This is a genomic window from Prevotella sp. ICM33 (assembly GCF_000517825.1).
Taxonomy (GTDB): Bacteria; Bacteroidota; Bacteroidia; order Bacteroidales; family Bacteroidaceae; genus Prevotella; species Prevotella melaninogenica.
This window is the reverse complement of sequence record NZ_JACD01000072.1, coordinates 47,910-69,856: the sequence shown is the minus strand read 5'-3', so window position 1 is coordinate 69,856 and position 21,947 is coordinate 47,910. Positions and strand designations below refer to the sequence as shown.

At 39.9% G+C, this 21,947-nt stretch carries 10 protein-coding genes; 7 read left to right on the top strand and 3 right to left on the bottom strand.

Annotated features, from left to right (window positions below; all coding sequences use genetic code 11):
* Positions 1-47 precede the first annotated feature (47 nt).
* A complete protein-coding gene (gene lepA, locus HMPREF1505_RS08950; protein ID WP_036924780.1) occupies positions 48-1,829 on the top strand; it encodes a translation elongation factor 4 in 1,782 nt (593 codons plus the stop codon).
* 28 nt (positions 1,830-1,857) lie between these two features.
* Positions 1,858-2,457: a Crp/Fnr family transcriptional regulator gene (locus tag HMPREF1505_RS08945; protein ID WP_013265218.1), complete on the top strand. Its 600-nt coding sequence runs from the start codon at positions 1,858-1,860 to the stop codon at positions 2,455-2,457.
* Positions 2,458-2,627: 170 nt separating this feature from the next.
* On the opposite strand, the gene HMPREF1505_RS08940 is transcribed toward HMPREF1505_RS08945, so the two are convergent.
* Positions 2,628-4,646 (bottom strand): TonB-dependent receptor plug domain-containing protein, encoded by a 2,019-nt coding sequence (locus HMPREF1505_RS08940; protein ID WP_231480387.1) that lies wholly within the window; start codon positions 4,644-4,646, stop codon positions 2,628-2,630.
* 669 nt (positions 4,647-5,315) lie between these two features.
* Between HMPREF1505_RS08940 and HMPREF1505_RS08935 the strand changes: the two genes are divergently transcribed.
* From HMPREF1505_RS08935 to HMPREF1505_RS08915, 5 genes are all read left to right on the top strand, one after another.
* The gene (locus tag HMPREF1505_RS08935; RefSeq protein ID WP_036924775.1) at positions 5,316-8,024 is read left to right on the top strand and encodes an endonuclease MutS2; all 2,709 of its coding nucleotides are present in this window, start codon (positions 5,316-5,318) and stop codon (positions 8,022-8,024) included.
* 109 nt (positions 8,025-8,133) lie between these two features.
* Positions 8,134-10,227, top strand: coding sequence for an OmpA family protein (locus tag HMPREF1505_RS08930; RefSeq protein ID WP_036924773.1), 2,094 nt, complete (start codon positions 8,134-8,136; stop codon positions 10,225-10,227).
* A gap of 4 nt (positions 10,228-10,231) precedes the next feature.
* Complete coding sequence (locus HMPREF1505_RS08925; RefSeq protein WP_051412356.1) at positions 10,232-11,635, top strand: hypothetical protein; 1,404 nt, start codon at positions 10,232-10,234, stop codon at positions 11,633-11,635.
* Positions 11,636-11,705: 70 nt separating this feature from the next.
* Positions 11,706-12,500: a thymidylate synthase gene (locus HMPREF1505_RS08920; RefSeq protein ID WP_036924771.1), complete on the top strand. Its 795-nt coding sequence runs from the start codon at positions 11,706-11,708 to the stop codon at positions 12,498-12,500.
* 196 nt (positions 12,501-12,696) lie between these two features.
* Positions 12,697-13,182, top strand: a complete 486-nt coding sequence (locus HMPREF1505_RS08915) for a dihydrofolate reductase (protein WP_036924769.1) — start codon at positions 12,697-12,699, stop codon at positions 13,180-13,182.
* A gap of 755 nt (positions 13,183-13,937) precedes the next feature.
* Here HMPREF1505_RS08915 and HMPREF1505_RS08905 read toward each other — a convergent pair.
* On the bottom strand, positions 13,938-16,295 hold the full coding sequence (locus HMPREF1505_RS08905) for a BamA/TamA family outer membrane protein (RefSeq protein ID WP_155948932.1): 2,358 nt from the start codon (positions 16,293-16,295) through the stop codon (positions 13,938-13,940).
* A 49-nt stretch (positions 16,296-16,344) separates the two neighbouring features.
* Positions 16,345-21,471 (bottom strand): translocation/assembly module TamB domain-containing protein, encoded by a 5,127-nt coding sequence (locus HMPREF1505_RS08900; RefSeq protein WP_231480386.1) that lies wholly within the window; start codon positions 21,469-21,471, stop codon positions 16,345-16,347.
* Positions 21,472-21,947 lie beyond the last annotated feature (476 nt).

Below are 21,947 nucleotides of genomic sequence, written 5' to 3'. Positions count from 1 at the left end.
CTCAATAATTATGACTATATTTGCACTTTGAAAATATAGACAAACTGATGAATCATATAAGAAATTTCTGCATTATTGCCCATATTGACCATGGTAAATCAACCTTGGCGGATCGTCTCCTTGAATATACTCAGACGATAAAGATTACTGGTGGGCAGATGCTTGACGATATGGACTTGGAGCGTGAACGTGGTATTACTATCAAGAGTCATGCTATCCAAATGGAGTACACATTGGATAAGGAGAAATATATTCTTAATCTTATCGATACTCCGGGCCATGTAGACTTCTCGTATGAGGTGTCACGAAGCATTGCTGCGTGTGAAGGTGCATTGCTTATCGTTGATGCTACACAGGGAGTACAGGCTCAGACGATTTCTAACCTCTATATGGCTATTGATCATAACTTGGAAATTATCCCTGTTATCAACAAGATTGATATGCCAAATGCTATGCCAGAAGAGGTTGAAGACGAGATTGTTGACCTCATTGGTTGTGACCCAAAGGACATCATTCGTGCCAGTGGAAAGACTGGTGAGGGTGTGCCAGACATACTTGAAGCAATCATTAAGCGTATCCCTTCACCAACAGGTGATACCAAAGCTCCGTTGCAGGCGCTTATCTTTGACTCTATCTTCAACTCTTTTCGTGGTATTATCACACTGTGTAAGGTTGAGAATGGTGTCATCAAGAAGGGTGATAAAGTTAAGTTTGTACAGACAGGAATGGAATACGCTGCTGATGAAGTGGGCGTATTGAAGATGGATATGATGCCTACCCAACAGCTCTCAACAGGAGAGGTGGGATACATCATCTCTGGTATCAAGACTGCCACAGAGGTGAAGGTGGGTGATACTGTTACCCACATAGTCAATCCTTGTGAGAAAGCTATTGAAGGATTCCAAGAAGTAAAGCCTATGGTTTTTGCTGGTGTCTATCCTGTTGACCCAAATGATTACGAAGGATTGCGTTCTTCATTGGAGAAACTGCAGTTGAATGATGCCTCACTAACCTTCCAGCCAGAGAGTTCTCAGGCTTTGGGCTTTGGTTTCCGTTGTGGCTTCTTAGGTTTGCTTCACATGGAGATTATACAGGAACGTTTGGATCGTGAGTTCAACATGGATGTCATTACCACTGTGCCTAACGTAAGTTACATGGTGTATGACAAGCAAGGAAATGAAAAGGAGGTTCATAATCCATCTGGTCTACCTGATCAGACAATGATTGATCATATTGAAGAGCCTTATATTAAAGCCTCTATTATTACCTCCAGCGAGTTTATTGGTCCTATCATGACGCTTTGTCTTGATAAGCGAGGTGAACTCATTAGCCAGAACTATGTGAGTGGAAATCGTTTAGAACTCCTCTTCATGATTCCATTGGGTGAGATTGTGATAGACTTCTATGACAAACTGAAGAGTATTTCAAAGGGCTACGCTTCATTTGATTATCATATCGATTCTTATCGTCCTTCTAAGTTAGCTAAGCTTGATATTCTTTTGAATGGAGAGCCTGTTGATGCCCTATCAGCACTGACACATGAGAGTAATGCTGTTGTTTTTGGTCGAAGAATATGTGAGAAGCTAAAAGACTTAATCCCACGTCAGCAGTTTGATATCGCTATTCAGGCTGCTATCGGAGCAAAGATTGTTGCCCGAGAGACCGTTAAGCAGGTACGTAAGGACGTTACAGCCAAGTGTTATGGTGGTGACATCAGCCGTAAGCGTAAACTTCTTGAGAAACAGAAGAAGGGTAAGAAGCGTATGAAACAGATTGGAAACGTACAGGTTCCACAGAAAGCATTCCTTGCAGTATTGAAGTTAGATTAATATCAAAGAGTTAAGAAAGGAAAGGAAAATGAAAGATTTGGTGAACGATTCAAGAGATATAGCACGTGAATTGGCACGTAAATATAGTACGATGACCCATGATGAGTTGGATGTACTTGAAAGTATCCTCGTACCAATGAAATTCGCAAAAGGACAGATGATTCTCAGTGAAGGTGAAATCTGCAAGCACGTTTATTATATAGAAAGAGGCCTAATTCGTCAATTCTATTTTAAGAACGGTAAGCAGATTACTGAACACTTAGGAGAGGATAGAAGTATCTTTATGTGTATTGAAAGTCTTTTCCGTGAGGAGCCAACCAAACTACAGGTTGAGGCTATAGAGCCAACATGGGTTTATGCACTACCAAAACAGAAGTTAGAGCAGGTAGCTCTTCATAATGTTAATATTCAGATTCTCTATCGTAAGATATTAGAAGAGAGTCTTATCACCTCACAGGTACATGCTGACCTTGTACGTTTTGAAACTGCACAAGCTCGTTATAAGAGAATGTGTAAGCTAAGTCCACAGGTTATCTTGCGTGCACCGCTGGTTTATATTGCCAGCTATCTGCAGATGACACCAGAAACATTAAGCCGTGTTCGTTCGTCAACATTGCTTGATGATTAAAGCGCTTTTATACTTATTAAGCGTTATAAGCAGTTAGAGGAGTTAAATAATTACCTATTATTTGTATTGAAAAGCGAATGATAAAAGTAAAAGTAATTATTTAACTCCTCTAATTATTTTCCTTGAATAGCTCTTAATAGAGTGTAGAACACCAATGTAACCACCCTATCCTACTTCCCTAACTCTCCCACATAGTGGATAATTCTCCCTTCACTTGTCACACCTTCAATTATAATACGATAGTTTGAACTATATTCTGCAGGTAAAAGTAGACGGAAAGAACTACCGCGTAATGAAGGTAACCACACTGGAGTATGTGCGTTAGGAGTGTAACTTTGTGGAATTTGATAGCCTAATGTAGTAAAAGTCTTCGTATTTGTCAGTGGTACAGAAGCCGCTTTGAAATCCCCTTTCTTCGTTGTTATAGAGATAACACCCATACCACCAATCGCTCCCCAGATAACTGTTGAGCCGCCCTTAAAGACATCTACTCTCTCAACATCGGACATCTGGATGTTGTCTAAATCGTAATCATCATTGACAAATATCCCATCTATGGCAATAGCGGCTGGTCTTTTTCCATCTACAGCTGTACCTCCACGTACATAGCATTTCCCCAATTCAACCGTAACACTCGGTACTCTACGCAATAATTCATGCAAACAAGTTGCACCAATACTCTCTATATCACGTAGACCAAAGGAGAAGTCAGCAGTTCGTGCATAAGCATCAGAACGAGAAGAATAGGTAGGTTGATGACTGAAGATATTCACTTCTTCCATCTGTATACCCCCTTTCGGCAATTCTAATGTTGCATCTACGCGTGTTGTATCATTACTCGTCCATTCAAACGGCGGAAGTTGACCTTTATAAGCAGGGAACTCCTCTTCATCTAATAGCAGTTTTACCCACGATTTTCCAGCTTTTGTAAAGGCATTAAGAACATACTGTGTACCTTCAGGAAAATCTATTCCTTCAAATGAAAAACGACCTTGTGCATCGGTTTTAGTAACAGCATAAAAGCCTTTATCGGGTGAAATAAGATTTACAATACCTTCTTTTATAGCTTTATGCCCTACCAATGTTTCAACTCGTCCACGTATTACAGCAGACTTTTCGATACCAATCTTTCCCTTCTTACATTCCCCTCTGATTACATCTGCCATTCGATACCGATTCCAACTACAGCTGTCAAGCAATCGTTCTGATTCATTATTAGAAAGAACAGATGCTGGTTCTTCTGGACAATCTGCCACATCCATATCGTATAATAAATGAGAAAGAATGTTTGATTGTTCTGCTAAATCGTCAGTTCCGGCATATTCTACACGTAGAGAAACGTCCATTGTTTCTCCTTCTCGTAAGCTATCAGCCTTAATAATAAAAGGTATTTGCCCATCATTTGATTTCTCTGCCGCCATCCATATTACAGAAATCGGACACTGTTCTTTCTCTGGATATAAGAAATTCAGTTTCTCTACAACCGTTTTTAAGTTAGAATCCAAGAGCTGGAAAGAATAAATACCGCCTTGAGAAAGACTATCATAACTCAGAATAATATCTCTTCCTTGGCTTATTTTTCCAAAGAAAAGAGGGATTGAACGACAGTGAACAAATAGTCTATAGCTACTATTTAAGCTATCTGATGGATTGTTAATACTTACTTTAATATTCTTGTTTAATTTATTGATAGATAGATTTATTTTCGAATTGCTATTAATGATGTTTATAGTGTCCCCATACTTAAACGGTAATAGCTTTCCATGTCCACCAATAAAGATACTTTTAAGGCTTTCATATCGACTGAGGTTCAACATATTCTTCGTATAACTACGTAATAAATAACGTCCTTTCACCACTCCTTCAGGAATGTCAATATGACCAACAAAACCTTGATCGCTTCGTATTAGACGTACTCGTTTCACAACGAGACGTTCTGGATTAAGAAGTTCTACGTATACATAACGGCTCACACTATCCGCCTGATGAACTACTGCATTCACTAAGAAGACACGCAAGTTAATACGTTGTCCTGCTTGATAACTATCTGCATTGGTAAATACGTAGGTCTTCTCTTGCGGGAATAGCTGTACCTGCCGTAGGATACGACTCAGTAACACATTGTTAGTCTGAGCATACAATGATGTTTGAAAGCATGTTAGAAGTATTATGAATAGTAGTTTTCTCATATAGATAGACCTCAGTGAATGAGTTTATGTAATAGACTTTCAGCAATAAAGATAATCTTCCGTAGAATCATATGCAAACTTACACAAAAATATTAAATAATAGGTTCAAAAATAGAAAAACCATACATTACCATTGAAAAACTTGTATTCTTTGTCTGTTTAGGGTGTTATAATGTTTTTCAAACCACAAATTACTTATGTTTTAAACGTAAAGTGTAGTGGTGTTAACCATTAGCACCAATGGTGCGAAGCATCAGCACTATTGGTGCGGAGTATCAACACCACATGTGCGGAGCATTCATACTCTATGTGATAAGCTGTAATCTGTTAGTAGGAAATGGAAAGTTAGAACTCTTATAGAAGTTGTTATAAGGTGAATAAGCTACAAACAACTCATCTGCTTGAGCAATGTATTGTTGGGAAACAATAAAAACATTGATTCAGAAGACAATAGTATGAATTGAAATAACAGTCAGATGTGGATTAATAATCAACTTAGCGTCAAAGGTTCTGCACTTATACTATCCATATTACAGAAACATTTTGTAAATTTGCAGTTCAATAGGCTGTTTCATATATTAGCAAAAAGGATTGTTGATTTAGTAATTTATCAGTGGAATCGATACTGATATTAAAGCCTACAAATAACATATTGAGAAGATAAAAGTAATGATATATCCCAAGAACTTTGAGCAAAAGATTGGTTTCACAGAGGTGCGCTCACTTCTGCGTGCACGCTGTTTGTCACCTTTAGGTAAGGAACGAGTTGATGCAATGAGTTTCTCAACCGATGCCGTACAGGTGAATACTTGGATGGAAGAGATTAGAGAGTTTCGTAGAATACAAGAGGGACAAGACGACTTTCCTTTAGATAATTTCTTTGATGTACGTGAAAGTGTGGCACGAATCCGCTTGGAAGGAACCTACATGGAGGTTGAAGAACTCTTTGATTTGAAGCGTTCATTAGAGACAATTATTGCTATTGTGAACTTTCTGAGCCGTGGAGAGGAGACGGAACAGGGCGAAATACGTCATTACTACCCTGCTCTCTATAATCTTGCTGATGGTGTAGCAACCTTCCCACTGCTTGTTCAGCGCATCTCACAGATTATCGATAAATTCGGTAAAATGCGTGACAATGCTTCTCCAGAACTACTTCAGATACGCCGTGAGTTGGCGCGCATCGAGGGAAGTATCTCACGTACGTTATATGGTATCTTGCGTGCTGCACAGGGTGAAGGACTTGTTGAGAAGGATGTCACACCTACATTGCGTGATGGTCGACTGGTTATCCCTGTTGCACCGGGCTTAAAACGTAAGATTTCGGGTATTGTACACGATGAAAGTGCTACGGGTAGGACGGTATATATTGAGCCTACTGAGGTTGTAGAGGCTAATAATAAGGTTCGCGAACTTGAGAATGAGGAGCGTAGAGAGATGATTCGAATTCTCACGGACTTTGCTAAGAAGGTACGTCCGAATGTGCGTGAGATTCTCGATTCATACAATCTTATGGCAGCTGTAGACTTTATTCGTGCAAAGGCTGAGTTGGCTCGACTCTTTAAGAGTTTTGAACCACAGGTGGCAGAGGAGCCTCATATTGATTGGATTAGAGCTATTCATCCCCTACTTCAACTTTCATTAGAAAGAAAAAATAATAATAAGTTAAACACCTCATTATCTGATGATAATAATGAAATAGATAAAGTTTCTAATGAAGTTGATAACACACAAGATTACGACACTATATTAGAAGAAGAGAACAATACACGAAACGTTCCTTCAAGTGTTGTTCCTCTCGATATTCAACTCACAAAAGATAAGCATTTACTGATTATCTCTGGTCCGAATGCTGGTGGTAAATCTGTTTGTTTGAAAACTGTGGGTTTACTTCAGTATATGCTTCAGTGCGGTCTTTCGATTCCTGTTGGCGACCGCTCAACCACTGGTATTTTTACGGATATTATGATAGATATCGGTGATGAACAGAGTATTGAGAACGATCTTAGTACCTATTCTTCTCACTTGATGAATATGAAGGTGATGATGCGTCGTGCTTCAGAGTCTACGCTTATCCTCATTGATGAGTTTGGAACTGGTACGGAACCACAGATTGGTGGAGCAATTGCCGAGTCTGTTTTACGTCAGTTCTGGAAGAAGCATGCTTGGGCTGTGATAACAACCCACTATCAGAACCTCAAGCATTTTGCAGAAGAACATCTTGGTACAGTCAATGGTGCGATGCTCTATGACCGCCATGAAATGCGCCCACTCTTCCAGTTGGCAATCGGTAGACCCGGTAGTTCGTTTGCTATTGAGATTGCTCGAAAGACGGGAATACCAGAAGAAGTAATCCGTGATGCGTCAGAGATTGTTGGATCTGATTATATTCAGAGTGATAAGTACTTACAGGATATTGTTCGAGATAAACGTTATTGGGAGAATAAGCGTCAAGCCATTCACAGCCATGAGAAGGAGTTGGAGAAACGTATCGGTCAATATGAAAAGGATATTGCAGCGTTAGAACAAAGTCGTAAGGAGATTCTCAACCGTGCCAAGGCACAGGCAGAGGAGATTATCAAGGAGAGTAATCGACGTATAGAAAACGCTATCCGTGAAATCAGAGAGAAGCAGGCTGAGAAGGAAGAAACCAAGCGTATTCGTCAGGAATTAGCTGCTTACGAAGCGGGATTGACGGATGCAGGAAAGAATGATAAGAGCGATACGTCTAATAAGAAGAAACTTAAGAGTGGCGGATTGCTCTCTGATGACGATTTCCAAAAGAAGGTTGACAAGATTAAGAGTCGTAAGGAACGCCACGAACAGCATCTGAAAGAAAAAGCAAGTAAGCAGCAAGCAGCTGCTGAAGCATTGAAGAATGCCGTACGTAAACAGCAAGGAGGTGGACTCGTTATGGCTGGTGATTCTGTACGTATAAAGGGTCTAACGTCTGTTGGTAAGGTGGAATCTATTGAAGGAAAACAGGCAACTGTTATCTTTGGTGGTATGAGAACAAAGATGGCTATTAGTCGTTTGGAGCATGTTGATGCGGCAACTATTCAGTCAGAACAGAAGCAATTCCAAGCTTATAACTATAGTCGTGAGACTCGTGAAACCATTGATAAGCATCGTAACCAGTTCCGACAAGAGTTGGATGTACGTGGTATGAGGGCTGATGAAGCCTTAAATCAGGTGCAATACTTTATTGATGATGCTATTCTTGTTGGGGCAAGTCAGGTGCGTATTCTTCACGGTAAAGGCAATGGTATACTTCGTCAGCTAATCCGACAGTATCTTGGCAGTGTTCCTAATGTTACAAACTATCGCGATGAACATGTACAGTTTGGCGGTGCAGGTATCACGGTTGTGGAACTATAAGTTAGTTGACAAGTTTACAAGTAAACAAGTTTACGAGTTATTTCTTTTATAAGAAGACAGATAAAGAATATAGGCAATAAATTGAAAGAGTAAGCGTTAGAATATTAATATGAACTACCTAAGGCTTTTACATATACTTCGCAAACAGCGACAGAATCTTCTGTTAGCTGTTGGTGTCACGTTGATGCTGACGTCATGCGGTATAGATAGAAATATTAAGAAAGGCGAAAAACACCTTTTCTTGGGCGAATATTATGACGCTGCGAACCAATTTAAAACAGCTTATCAACGTACTTCGCCTAAGGATAGACGCCAACGTGGAGAGCTTTCTTTGAAGATGGCTGAGTGTTATGAGCGTATTTCGTCCTCTCAACGGGCAATATCAGCTTATAGAAATGTTATCCGCTATAAGCTGGATAATGGTGAGACGCATAAGCGTTTGGCTGATAATCTAATGAAGGAAGGTAGTTATGCGGAGGCTGTTAAGGAGTATCGCATTGCGCTTGATTCAATGCCCAACAATCAATTGATAGCTCAAGAGCTTCAGGCTGCATCAATAGCTGCAAGCGTAAAAGAGCGTGGTTCAAAGTATATTGTGAAGCGTATGGACGTGTTTAACTCACGTCGACAGGATTATTCGCCAATGCTTTTTGGTGATAAATACGAACAGCTTTACTTTACTTCTACACGAAATGAAGCCAAAGGTGACGAATTGAGCGGTATTACTGGTGCAAAGGCTGGTGACATCTTCCTTAGTGAAAAGGATGATAAAGGCAAATGGAGTACACCGAAGGCTATAGAGTCTGCATTGAATACAGAGGCTGATGAGGGTACACCTGCTTTTTCTGTCGATGGGAGGGAAATGTATATTACACAGTGTTTGACCGATCCAAGCAATCCTCGCTATGCTCAAATTTCAGTAAGTAATCGCTCTGATGCAGCTTGGGGAAAGGCTAATAAGTTGGAAATTAGTCGTGATACGCTATCGAGTTTTGCACATCCTGCCGTCTCACCAGATGGTAATTGGCTTTATTTTACCAGTGATATGCCTGGTGGAAAAGGTGGTCTTGATATCTGGCGTGTACGTCTGACAGGCGGTACAACGGGAGGTGTTGAGAACCTCGGAGAGCCTATCAATACCCAAGGAGATGAAGAATTCCCTACTTTCCGACCTAACGGTGACCTTTATTTCTCAAGTAATGGACATGGTGGTTTGGGTGGTCTTGATATCTTTATAGCTAAGGTTGGCAACGATCGTCGCTACCACTTGGAACATCCTGGATACCCTCTTAACTCACAAGGTGACGACTTTGGTATGACTTTCGAGGGCATTCATGATCGCGGTTTCTTCTCCTCAAACCGTGGTGATGGTCGAGGTTGGGATCATATCTATAGCTTTGAACTCCCTGAAATCATTCAGACTGTGAAGGGATGGGTCTATGAAATGGATGGTTACGAGTTGCCGGCAGCACAGATATTTATGGTTGGTGATGATGGAACTAACAAGAAGTTAGCTGTCAAAGGAGATGGTTCTTTCGAACAAGAGATAAAGCCTGGCGTTAATTATATCTTCCTTGCAACCTGCAATGGCTACTTAAATCATAAGGAGGAGATTAAGGTTGGGAATGTAGATGATTCTAAAGTATATACCCTTCAGTTTGCTTTAGCAGGAATCAACGTACCTATATTGATAGACAATATCTTCTATGACTTTGATAAAGCGACACTTCGACCAGAATCAGAGAAGGCTTTGGACGCTCTTGTCAATCTTCTCAAAGAGAATCCTAACGTAACAATAGAACTCTCGGCTCACACCGATTACCTTGGTTCTGCTGATTATAATAAACGTCTTTCACAACGACGTGCAGATGCCGTAGTGGCTTATCTCACTGCACATGGCATTGTTCGCGACCGTCTTACACCTGTTGGATATGGTAAAGAACGTCCAAAGAAGATTCGTAAGAAGGTTACAGAGAAGTACCCTTGGCTAAAGGAAAACGATGTTCTCACTGAAGATTTCATCAAGAAACTCGATAAGGAGAAGCAAGAAATAGCCAATCAATTGAACCGCCGTACTGAGTTTACAGTGCTTCGAACCACATATGGTATGTTTGATGAGAAGGGAAACCTTAAGCAACAGCCAAAACCAAAGAAAAAAGAAAGTCTTGATGACGATGGAATGATTATCATTAACATTCCCTAAACATATGATAAAAGATAAGAGCCGACAATGTCAGGCAGCACAATCTCCTTGTTCTTTAGACCTAAATGGGCAAGAAATAAGGACTATAGAAGAAGTTGAAGAAAGACTTCCTCTTGCTTTTACTGATTATACTCGTAGTCTTTTTGGTGATAAACTTTATCATACATTCCTAAAAGGATTGGGAGAAACAGCACCGGTGAGTATACGTCTTAATCCCTTTAAGTTGGCAGAAACGACTCATAAAGTTAATCCAGAGTTGAATCCTCAGCCTATTCCTTGGTGTAAGGAAGGCTATTGGTTGGATACAAGACCTAACTTTACGTTTGATCCACTACTTCATGCTGGGGTTTATTATGTGCAAGAAGCATCATCTATGTTTCTATCTCATGTATTACAACACATGGTAAAACAGCCAGTTATGGCACTCGATCTCTGTGCTGCACCAGGTGGTAAAACAACTTGTGCACGTGCATCCTTACCTGCAGGTTCCTTCCTTTTCTCTAACGAACCGATAAGGAAACGTGCACAAATATTAGCAGAGAACGTTCAAAAGTTTGGTCATGAGGGTGTCGCTGTTACGAACAATTACCCTCGTGATTACAAAAAGACAAAGCTTGGGTTTGATGTTATTATAGCCGATGTACCCTGCTCTGGTGAAGGAATGTTTCGTAAAGATCCACAATCAATAGAGGAATGGAGTCTACAGAATGTAGAGAACTGTTGGCAACTTCAGCGTAGTATTATTGCTGATATATGGGACAACTTAAAGCCTGGAGGTATTCTTATTTATTCAACTTGCACCTTTAATGCGCATGAAGATGAAGAGAATATTGCGTGGATTCTCAACGAATACGATGCTGAACTCCTCTCTGTGCCTACAGAAGAGGCATGGAATATAACAGGTTCACTCATTGATAACCCACTTAAAGACGGTCGGGAATTTCCAGTTTATCGCTTCATTCCTGGTAAGACACGTGGAGAAGGTATCTTTATGGCTATCATTCGTAAGCATGGAGAGAACAAGACGTTTATCAATAAGACAACTATTGATGTTGATAAAGCTATTGTAGAAGCTCGTAAACGTCTTCGTATTCTCTCGCATGGAGTAAAAGATGGAATGCAAAAAGGGAAGAATGTTATCCCTGACCATACGTTAGCACTCTCCTTTTCAACTGATAAATCGGCCTATCCTAATGTAGAGGTTGATTATCAAACAGCTATCGCTTATCTTCGTCATGAGGCTATTGTACTATCTTCTGATACTCCACGTGGTATCATTCTGCTTACTTATAAAGGGTATCCGATAGGCTTTGCAAAGAATCTCGGAAACCGTGCGAACAATCTTTATCCACAAGAATGGCGCATAAAGAGTACACATATACCAGACGAGCCTTTGGTTCTTTTATAATATAAATGCAGACAAGAAAAATATAGAAAACAATATATCCCTATAATATCTTAGAAATAAACGAACAATTATGCAACAATATTTAAACCTCCTCAATCGCATCCTCACAGAAGGAACACAGAAAGGTGATAGAACCGGAACAGGAACTTTATCCATTTTTGGACATCAGATGCGCTTTGACTTGCGCGATGGTTTTCCACTGTTGACAACTAAAAAGCTTCATCTGAAGAGTATTATTTATGAATTACTTTGGTTCTTACGTGGTGATACGAATGTGCGCTACCTACAAGAGCATGGTGTAAGGATTTGGAATGAGTGGGCTGATGAGAATGGTGAACTTGGTCCGGTCTATGGTCATCAGTGGCGTTCATGGCCTGATTACAAGGGAGGTACAATCGATCAAATTAAGAATGTGGTGGATATGATCAAGCATAATCCTGACTCACGTCGTATGTTGGTCACAGCATGGAATCCTGCTGAGGTGGAAGATATGGCTCTCCCACCCTGCCACTGTCTCTTCCAATTCTATGTTGCAGAAGGTAGACTATCGCTCCAACTTTATCAGCGTTCGGCAGATAGTTTCCTCGGTGTCCCTTTTAACATTGCATCATATGCTCTCCTTTTGCAAATGATTGCACAGGTAACAGGTCTTGAGGCTGGTGAGTTTATCCATACAACAGGTGATACACATCTCTATCTAAACCATCTTGAACAGGCTAAACTCCAGCTTACTCGTGAGCCACGTCCACTGCCAAAGATGAAGATTAATCCTGATGTAAAGGATATCTTTGATTTTAAGTATGAAGACTTTGAACTGATTGGTTACGATCCGTTGCCACACATTCCGGGAGTTGTTGCAGTGTAAAGGAAGCCTCCCCCAACCCCTCCGAAAGGAGGGGAGTGCAAATAGAAAGTAGTTGGAGTATGAAAAATAATCAATTCTCTCAACTTCTAAAATAGTATATTAAATTAGTCAAGAACTTTAAATCCTTCACCAAATTGATTGCTAAATCAGTACTCCTCTCCTTTGGAGGGGTTGGGGGAGGTCCAAAAAAACCATTATGGAAATAAATATCATTGCTGCAGTAGCAGCCAATCGTGCCATTGGTTATCAGAATGATATGGTCTATTTCATTAGAGAAGACCTTAAGCGTTTTAAGCAACTAACAACAGGACATACTGTTATCATGGGGCGTAAGACCTTCCATTCATTACCAAAAGGTGCTCTGCCTAATCGTAGAAACATTGTACTCAGTAGAACGGAAACAGACTTCCCTAACTGCGATGTTTATTCTTCACTTGAAGAAGCGCTTAAACATATTGGGGCAGAAGAAAAGGCATTTATCATTGGTGGAGCAAGTCTTTATAAAGAGGCGCTTACTATAGCAGACCATCTCTACCTTACAGAGATAGCTGCTACTCCTCCACAAGCAGATGTTTTCTTCCCAGAATATAATGATGATACGTGGGTTGTAGAATCATGTGAGGAACGTCCTGCTGCTGACGATAATCCTGCATATGCGTTTGTAAACTATGTGAGGAAATAATCTTCACTCCAAACTTCTGTCCTCCAGAGAGGAGAATAACAAGTATTGAGTTGTATAGTAACATAACTAAATATACAAGATAACTCGTTTTTAAAAGCTCCTAACATAGGAGCTTTTTGTATAAAGGTTTGTTTCCATCTTACTTTTTGTCTGATATTTTCCATAGTTGTAATTCTAATACATACTCTTTTAGCTTCTAAAAGATGCCTAATTGGCTTTCAATAGATGCCCTTTTGACCTCTAACTAACGCCCTTTTGAAGCCTTACTAAGCACCTTTTAAAATGCAAGTTTATAACTATCTGTATTGCTGTAAGTTACAAACGCATAAGAAAGAGGTGTTTTTTGATTAAAAAACATTCTGTACTTTGATATTTTTGTAAAGTCTTTTTGTTTGCTTATAGTTGTTTAAAAGTACATTTCTGATGCTCTACAGCCTTCTACCAAATAGTAATATTCAATGTGTTTGATATTAAAGAATATGTGTACTTACCATTAACACTACATGTGTTAGGCATCAACACCATATGTGTTAAGCATTAGCACCATATGTGTTAAGCATCAGCACCATATGTGTTAAGCATCAGCACCATATGTGTTAAGCATCAGCACTATATGTGTCTGGCATAAACACGTAAATAAAAATTGATGTTAGAGCATATTATAGTTACCATCTTAAGGAATAATAAGACCTAATTAAAACTATTCAGCCCTGCTAATCAGATTAGCAGGGCTGAATAGTTGAAAATCAAAAAGATTAGAATGGCAAACCAATCGCTAAGTGGAAGGCTTGTGCATCCTTAAATTTTGATATGTTATAGAAACCAGTCTTGCCTGTTTCATAAGGTACGTGTAAGCCAAGTCCCCAATCAAGACGAATCATAAAATAGCCAATATCATAGCGCAAACCAACTCCCGTACCGAGTGCCATTTCATTTAATATATTCTTAAACTTGAAATGTCCTTCTGGTCGACCATCATCATAGTGCATTGTCCATACATTACCAGCATCGAGGAAAACGGCACCATAGAGGGAGCCCATAAGGTGAGGACGATACTCAAGGTTGAACTGTATTTTGATATCACCTGTCTGTTCTACGTATGAGCGTCGACGCTGCGTTGAGCGATAACGTCCTGGACCAATCTGGCGGGCATTAAACGCACGGATGCTATTGGCTCCACCTACATAAAACTGTTCTGTATAAGGTGCAAATCTACTGTTGCCATACGCCCATAATGTTCCTAAATTGACGTGGGCTGCAATGCCACTCTTCTCTCCAAGACTCCATACTTTTGTAAGATTAGCATCAATCTTCACAAATTGTGCAAATGGATTCTTAAAGAGTTTCTTGTCTTTTTCGCTCCAACGTCTACCAAAGGCAGCGTAACCTGCAGACAAGATGTTTGAAGCTTCACTAACCGTTGTCCATATTTTAATCGGACTCTTATAACGTGCTGGGCTCATAAACGTATGTTGGAACATCATCTTTGGAATGAACTGGTCTGCCAATGATACCTCAAGATAAGGAACACTATCAATCAATTCAAGATAACGGTCAGTCACGTTATGCATATACTCATAAGTCAGTGTCAAAGGAGAGAACGAATAGCTATTACGCTCGTTTGGCTGCCACTGGTATGTTAACTCGCCTGACACAACATGACGCTTGAAATACTTAGAACGGTTCAACACATCAACAGAAGCTTTAAGGGTCGTTGATGGTGTTGTATAATAGATGCGTGGTCCCTTAGGGATATATACAAGTCCCTTCTCTGCAGCTTCAGCACTCTTTCTCTCTTCGCGTTCCCAACGCTTTCGTGGTGGTGTAACGAATGGATTAACAAGGCGAGGAAACTGTAAACTGGTCTCAGCACCATACTCATAATTATTCAGTCCAAGGCGATCACGGCCGTCATCATCACTACTTGCCGACCATTCATAAGAACCATGTATGCGTAAATTAAGTTTCTCACCACCACGGAATGCATTACGTTTTGTCAGACCAATAATAGCCTCTGGACCATATCTACCACTTGTTTTCCCCTTTCCATAAGCCTCAATATAGAAGTCATAAGGCTTATCAAAAATGCAATTAATGGTCATGTCTAAGATATTACATGAATCAGTGCTATCACGTGGAGTGAAAGTAAAGTTCGTAGCAGAGAATAATCCGCTACCATTCAGCTGTTGCTGGCTTTTTTCAAATAGTTCGTTATTATACACAGTACCCGGCCATATCTTTAAATCATTAGCTATGGCGCGTAGACGGAGTGGCATGTGCGAACCGTTGTAATTCACAATGACATCACGGAAACGCTTGTGCTGAGTAAGAGAATCTATGAACTGACGCTGTAGGTTGATGTTAATGGTTCCTATTGTCCATTTTCTCAATACTTTATCACTTACTGAATCCGCCATCTGCAGACGAATAGAAGCCAAGCCATAAGCCTTCGTTGTGTCAGCAAGATAACTCGCATCGTTATTCTGATAATAATAATAACCATTATTACGGAACAAATCAGTTATTCGCTTGCGTTCTTGTTCAAGTGTTGCTACATCAAAAGCATCTCCCTTGCGGATAATTGCTTTATCAAGATTGGTTCTTATCAAACTATCTGCTGAAGGTGGAAAGTTGGTGTATTGTACGCTATCGAGCAACCACAGACGTCCCATATCAACAGCATACTGTAGTCGCATCTTCTTTGGATTACTCTGTGCAAGCTTTTCATAGCTTATCTTTCCGTTGAAATAACCACGTTTGCGTAAGAGATTTTCACCAACCGTTACGCGCAAATCAGGTGTTGTTGAACTCATTAATACTGGTGAAGAGCCAAATGCACGTACTAACCAACGACTGAGTCCGGTTGTATCTTGTGAGAAAGCATTCCATATCCATAACCCGATAGGGAAAGGAGAACGCACACTGGGGCTACCCAACCAAGCGGCATTAGGCTTAGTTGCTAACACAAGATCCAACTCTTCTTTCACATCATTGAAGTGTTGATTTTCTTTGTAATTACTGTATTTTGTCGGCTCCATACCTGTATATAGGTGTTCACCATCAGGGATTGCTGAAGTCGTACTACAGGCAACAAGTATGAATAAGAATGCCATAAAAGCAAATAGTTCTATGACTCCTTTTCCACCTGTTGTTCTAATATATTTATTTCTTTTTGTCATTTACAAAGTTTATTAATGTATCTCGTTTAGGCTTCTCAGTCTGTGGTGCTACTACTGGATTATCTTCTTTAGAGCGGAATATATCCTTGAAATGACGTAACTTACGACGCCACATGAAGCCAGCACCAAACTCACTCAAGTTACCTTCTAACCAATCGTATGCCTCACGCTCATAGTAGAGTTTCAAATACTTGGTTTCTTTTTGGTTTAGGCGATATTCAAGCGAGAAGTTATCGAAGTAAGCACCATTATCTTCAGAGAACTGTGAACCTGTTGAAACTCGTCCACCCATAATGATACGTAGGCGATTATTCCACAGACGTTTTGAGAACTTGAAGGTATAGTCGGTGTGTAAGTTACCATTCACATCGGCAGCACTTTCCATATTGGCAGTCAAGTCGAGTCCCATAGAGTTAAGGGCTTTACCCGTAATAGAGTTGACTTGTGTCTGTAGGAAGCCCGCTAATGCACCACTCATGGCAGTATTAGCACTTGCTGAGTTATCACCATCGAAGTACATACCTGATGCCAACATTGTAACGGCAAGCTTTGAGCGTTCCTCAACACTCTTCGTATTAAGGATATTCTGCATCTCTTGGTCGTCTGGAGCAGTTATAATAAATTCCACACCAGGTTTAGGGAACTGCTTGGTAAGGCTTACACCACACTCAAAATCAACAATCCTACCTTCACCCGAACCATTCGAAACACTTGTTCTGACTTCTTCCGTTGCGGTAATTTTCAGTGTTGGTTTCATCGGATCACCCGTAAATTCAAGATAACTTCCGTCTTTAATGTTGAAAGTACGAAGTGGAATAACTGGCAGAGAGTATTTCATCTTACCATCACTCAACGTATATCTACCTCGAACCTGCACACCATTGGTTGGGTCATAATTAAGAAGTAGATTGCCACCACCTACAAAATCGACATAATTAGACTGATCTGCATTCAACGCACATAATACATGTGCCTGCTCATCAATATCTACATTAAGCCCCATTGTAAAGCCTGTAATATCTGGACGTTTGACAACATTAACCGTAGAATCATTGAAGTTGGTGAACTGAACGAGGTCTTTCAAATCGTCATCAGTAGATAATGTACCATCGCGTACTACGTATGTGACATCTGTACTACCTAAGACATCAAGATTTCCAACTAACTGTAAGTTGTTTAAAAGGCCGTTTATTCGTCCTGTAAAGTCAACGAAAGCCTTTCCATAAACTTCTGAACGAGGATTCTTCTTTGCATTAATGATTTGGAAGTTTTTAGCCCTCAGTTGTGCATCAAGCTGCATCTTATTAAGATTAGAGAAGTCTAAGTAGCCCGATATGTCGAGTGGTGAACCATTACTTGCAAAGAGTTCGAAGTTCTCAAACTGAATATGGCTATTGTGTATTTGAACAGGATCATCCGCAAAGCGCATCCTTATGCCGTAAGGTGCACTCACCAAATAAGTTGAATCAAGATAAATCTCACCATTGAAGTCTAAGTTCTTAAGTGGACCCTTTACCGTTAGGGTTCCTTCTCCTACTCCATCGAGTCCTACAATTTGGTCAGGAACGAAGCCATTGACGTAATTCAGTGGGAAACGGTTCATCTCTAAGGTTGCATCAAGTTCTCCAGCCCCCTCATTATTATAGATACCCGAAAGTGAACCGACTTCCTTTCCGTTTTGTGTTATTATACCATCAACATAGTGAGTACCATCTCCCTTAGGCATATAAACAAACTGTGTGCCCACATCTCCCATAGGACTATTCTCATAAACAAGCTTCTTAATAGTCATATCGCTTGATATCGTGAGTTCCTTTTCAGTCTGAACAAGGTGATAGTCACCGTCCAACATACCCGACAACTTCGGTGCAAATGGTAAGATTTCAAACAAACTGCCTAACTCAAAGTGGTTCATTGAGAGTGTAACATTTTGTAATGAAGTAGGATCATTATCTTCTGTTGATACGAGCATACCAGTTCCGTCAGCTGCTTCCAGACGAAGATTGGCAGATAGACGACGGTCACGTCCAATGTAGATATAGTTGGAATCATTGACAGCAAATGACTTATAACCTAAGATAGATTGAGGAGAAGTAATTGAAAGTTCTATTCCCCTACCCTTCATAGCAGCCTTCATCGCTAAGTCGAAACCAGTCTTACCCTTATTATCAAGGATGGTTGCATGTGTCTTCAAACCATGTTCGTAGAGCGCACCCTGCAAAGATCCATGATAAGGATATGTATTATTAGGGTTATTTATTACAGATAGCGTATAGTTCAACTGTCCATCAATACTGTTAAGGTCAGCCCTAATACTATCGAGAAGAATATCATTATATACCAAAGAATCAATACTAATTCTTCCATCGAGTCCCTTTGTTGGTGATGATGTCAGGTTAATATCTGCCTGACTAAAGGCATATCCATCTCGTGCTAACAAGTTAGAGAATAAGTTATCACGTCCACTGCGGAGCGTAAAGTGTCCTGTTGGTAACTGACGGAGTATAGCAGACTGATCTATACGACGATTAGTCAATTGCTCACGTACAGTCTTATAGATTCGCTTTCCACTTTCTGCCAATTGGTTGACACTACTATTAAAAGCTGTACTGAGATGGAAGTCTCCACCATTCAGAACTGCATGCACTGTATCACGACGACTCATAAGGTCGACATTCACATCACCTGGAGTATAGGTACGGTCTTTTTCGGTAACACGAAGATTGCCAATCAAACCACGAACATTCAAATTATCTTTGCCAGACATTGCAAACGAGGTGTTAGTAGAGAAACTACTTGTCATCGCTTTGTCTACAATTCCTAATTGGTAAAGGTCTACACGTGGGAAAACACCATTTATTGAACCTTCAATTTGATTACCACGCATGGTTGCATCAAGATTGAAATTACCTTCAGCTAATGGTAAACGCTCTCCCTTACGTTGTTCGCTTAGTAATAAATTACCCACATTTCCACTTACAGCATAGTACTTCTTCATATCTGAACGAAGCGTAATGTCTGTATTAGCAGATGTTATATAATGCTTATCTATAAATCCAAAAGCCTGCAAATCTGCTTCTGATAGATTTCCTTTTATGTGAGTGTCAAGGCTACCAGGGCGTACATCAGCTCGCACATCAAAGTTTCCAGCTGCTAAAAGTCTACTTTTCTTTCGTCCTTCTTGCAGAAGGCGGAACGAACGAAGTGGACCACTGACATGATGAATGTTCTTCATATCAGAGTGTATATCAACATCAGCCCATGTAGAAACTACATATCTTTGATTCATTACGCCCATGGCGTGCAAGTCAACTCGACGTAACCAACCACGTAGATGACCATCCACAAGTTTTGTATTAACTCTGCCTTTATAAGTGAAGTCGCCACCTATCATTCGGTTCGTACTCTTTACATGAGCCGAAAGTTGCTCTCCATGTTTTGAAATGTCTCCATTCAAGCCATCCAATACGTAGTTACCATATTTGAAACTACGAATACGAAGGCTGAGATTGGTTGATGATTTTGGATTTAAGAAGTCTGTGCCTCGTCCTTGCGTCTTTATTGTTCCGGAGAAAGCTGATAAACCCATATTGGGTAAGAAACGATGAACAGGGAATGAAGTCGCATCTGCTGTAATACGATATAGTTCTGTTGCTGTATTATAAGCACCATTCAATCGAATACGTCCGCCACCTTGTGTCGACTGTATGCTACCTGTGTACAGCGTTTTACGCACATGAATATCACCATTTATACCTACTCCATGTGGGAAAGCTATTGTCTTGCGCACATCACGTGGTAATAATTTAGAAACAAAACCAAGATTACTTGCTGTTCCTTTAAGCTTTAAGTCACTGCGAAGATGACCAGCTCCAGACATCATATCAGCTATCCATCCTGTTCCTGTAAGGTCAAAATAGCCTGGCATAGCTAAACGAAGCTGTTTAAAAGCTGCTGAACGAAGATTTCCATCCAGTTGACCCTTTATGATGATACTTTGATTAGGAATAGCCTGATAAATATTCTTTGGTACGGAGGTTAGGAACGGGTGCAAATCTTCCAGACGTAGAAAACCATCTAACTGAGTAGATATCTGCCCAGGATTCTTATCAGCAAAGGCATTCATGTCCATCATAAACCGTCCAGAAAGCTCAGTGTTAGGTAGTCGGAAATACAAATCAGGTAGATTGATACTTGTAGAATCCATAGAAAATGGTCCACGGAAATCCTTTACTATCAGTCCACTCTTTTCCTTCATATTAGCTGTACGAACACGTAATCGAATCTTTGGAGCAGCATATAGGAAGGAATCTATACCCAGAATAACATCTTGCATGGCTATATGTGCTGCATCAAAACCTGTCTTTGCATGGCGTACATAGTTTTGATCATAACTAAAATCACCGCCTTGCCAATCTACGTTTGCAACCTTGTATATGTTGTCATGTAATAGAAGTTCAGCTCCATTAGCTACTGCTTTCTTGAAGTTTGCGTGAACACTCATTGTGTCGCCAGGCATATGGAGGCGAAAATCCGTTTTTGTAAGATTAAGTTTATCTATATTGATACGCCAAAGTGGTTTCTGTTTGTTTGGATCTTCGGGTACAGTATCTCCCAATGCAATATCTACCCATCCCCCTTCTATATCTGCTTTGTTAACACGAACAGAATCACCAACAAGGTTAACTGCATGGCTAACAATATGCAAGCGTTGCAAATCACCACGAATACGTAGGTCACCAATAAAGTTGACGGTATTTGCTTTGAGTTTTGTAAATGTTAATTCGTTTACTTCTACCCTACTTTTAAGCAATGGCAATAGGTCTACATTAGCCACCAAGCGATGTACATCTGCCACCGTATCTTTCTTATTTGGGATAGAATCATTCGGGCGAAGCATCTTTAGACCATCTAACTGAAGGTCTAAAGGAAAAGATAGATTGACCCTATCGATGCTTACCTCCATTCCAGTCTTGTCTGAAACATAGGCCGCCACATGCTTTACAGCCCAATTTTGAACGGGTGGACAATATAGTAAAGCTACGAGGATAAGAAACAGAATGACAGGTGTTGCTACAATTGCAACCAGCCATTTCAAGCTCCTATTCATATTTAAAATGTTAGTCATTAACAACTTTCTCGAGAAAATATCCTTAATAAGTAGGATTAATACGTTAGTAAACTCATATAATTACCTGCAAAGTAACACAAAAAAAATGGAATAGAAGAGTTTAAAAAGGTAAAAAAACAAAAAGTGTAAAGAGATAAAATAGGGTTTATTTATAAAGTACCTAAATGATTGTTGCATTGCTTTATTCGAAGAGTTGATAATAACTAATACACTAAAACATAGTTATGGCATACTTTTAATCTACTAATTTTTCTTTTTGCTCCATAAAAACAATTCTTCTAAACCCTTCAAAAAATTGCCGATGTGACTATGAAAAAACATTACATAATTTTGTATAAGCAACTTAAAGTAAAGACAAAAAAGATATTTAAAAGGTGGTCTTGTAACTAACAAGTTTTCAAGTAGTTATAAGGATGAATTTTAAAAGGTGCTTAATTAGCCTTCAAAAGGGCGTT